Here is a 2,197-nt window from a genome sequence, read left to right as displayed (position 1 = left end):
GTGCGCCTCACAGTCGCACTATCTAGGTGGTTCAAATCCACCCGGTGACTTTACCCTTTAAAGTGCCGTAGCCGAAGCAGACTTCCGGCAACCGAAGGTTGCCGGAAGGGCAGGGTGTCTTCCGTAAGGAAGAATCCGAAGGGCCTGCAGGCAAAGTCCAGCCCGGAATGCAGTGAACCAGAGGTGGCGGCGATGCTGGGTGACCCGCCGTAAAAACGGGGAAACCTATACGAAATCGTATATCTTACAGGAAAACACACAAAGGGAAATGACCTGCAAGACTCATCGACGTGATTAGGGTCAGGATGGATGGAACAGAAGGTGCAGATAACTGAGGGAAGTCTCGTAGTCTCCTTGATGCAAACGCGAACAAGGTAGGGGCGGTATAACCGAAAGGGAAAACCAAGCCGAAGGGTTGCGAGATGGCGGATCGTTCCGTAGTAGTGAGCAAGTCCGGGCCAATGAAAGCTGGTAACAGTCTGGAGGAGAAAACCCGGATGAGTGTGCGCCTGGAATTTTTTTTTTTTTTTGAAGGCGAGCAGCCAGAGAAAAAAAAGTGGTGCCGCATACCCTGCTCTCACTCCAAAAGAGGAGAGACAGAGGCGAAGGGAACGTGCTTTGTCAAAGACTGTGAGTGTTCGCGAGTGGATATCGTAAGCGCCGTAAACCAGCGAGGGTTTGACCGAGAGGGTGAGTCCCGCCGAGAGCGAGAGAGCGCTTGGGGAATGAGGCAAACTGGCGACCTGAGTACATCCAAGGCAGCAGGAGCGATTGAATTTTTTTTTCTAACACGCAGTTGCCGGGATGGAACAAGAAAGGAATCGATATCTGTAACGGAAACAAGACCAGCCTGGTGAGTAGCGGTAAAGGTGGTGAAACACCAATGAAACCGAAAAGACGTTACTATTCCCTAATCGATAAGGTTTACCAAATGAACAATCTGGACGAAGCCTGGCTGTCGGTGAAAAAGAATCAAGGAAGTGGCGGTATCGATGGTGTCAGCATCGGGATGTATGAGAAGAATGTAAGCACGAACCTAAGGGAACTCCAAAGGTTATTGCAGCAGGGCCGTTACGTTCCCGATCCGGTGAGGCGGCATTACATCGAGAAGGAAAATGGGAAATTAAGACCGCTAGGCATTCCTACGATTCGGGATCGAGTCTGTCAGCAAGCCGTACGCCAAATCATTGAGCCTATCTTTGAAGAGGATTTTTATTACTATAGCTTTGGTTTTCGAGCAGGATATTCGGCGCATCAAGCCATACGTACCATCCGGCGGGCCAAACGTAATGGATATGAACATGTAGTAGACCTGGATATTGTGTCTTTCTTCGATGAAATCCCCCATGAAGGACTCATGGAGAAAGTGCAAGAAAGAATCTCGGACGGAAAAGTACTGACGCTCATTCGCGGGTGGCTGACGTCGGGAGTCATGGAAGATGATCAGTTCCATGAAACAGAAATCGGGTCTCCCCAGGGCGGAGTCATCTCGCCGCTCTTGGCAAACATCTATTTGAATGCGTTCGACTGGGGCATGAAAGAGCAGGGATTTGCCGTAGTCAGGTACGCGGACGATGCCGTAATCCTATGTAAGACAAAGGAACAGGCACAAGAGGCGTATAGGGCAGCAAAGAAGATATTAGAAGAAGAACTGCGACTGCGAATGCACCCGGAGAAAACAAAAGTGGTGGATTTCGATGAGGGATTTCGTTTTCTGGGATTCGACTTCCGGAGGGATTATATCGCCTTGCCAGACGCGAAAGTGAAGAAATATAAGGATAAAATCCGAAAGGCAACGTGCAGGCAACAAGGAAAGAACCTGGACGGAATGCTGGGGAAGCTAAACGAAATCAGCCGAGGATTTGGAAACTATTTCGGGATAGGAAATGTAAAGAAAAAGTTTGAACGTCTGGATCAATGGACGCGAATGAGGGTGCGAGCCTTTATGCGCAAAAAGAGATCTACGGTGTCAAACCGGCTGATACCAAACAAAGTACTGGAATCAGCCGGAATGGTATTTCTAACAAGCTTACTCACCACACGTTCCTAATTCAGGAGTGAAATAAGCAATCCGGCGACGGATGAAGGAAACTCACTCCTGAAGATGGGGAACTGACGAAGGAAAGCCGTGTGCGGGAAATCCGCATGCACGGTTTGACGGGGAGTCCGAGGGAGTAATCCCTCGTCTTACCCTACT

1 protein-coding gene is annotated in these 2,197 nt (G+C 49.6%); it reads left to right on the top strand.

The annotated features are described in order from the left end of the window. Positions 1–796 precede the first annotated feature (796 nt). Positions 797–2,050 carry a group II intron reverse transcriptase/maturase gene (ltrA, locus tag A3842_RS08875; RefSeq protein WP_178382318.1) on the top strand — a complete coding sequence of 418 codons (1,254 nt, stop codon included), beginning with the start codon at positions 797–799 and terminating at the stop codon, positions 2,048–2,050. The last annotated feature ends 147 nt before the right edge of the window (positions 2,051–2,197 follow it).

The organism is Paenibacillus sp. P3E (assembly GCF_001909045.1).
Lineage (GTDB): Bacteria > Bacillota > Bacilli > Paenibacillales > Paenibacillaceae > Paenibacillus_AQ > Paenibacillus_AQ helianthi.
Note: the sequence above shows the minus strand (reverse complement) of the source record. Positions and strands in the feature narration are given on the sequence as shown.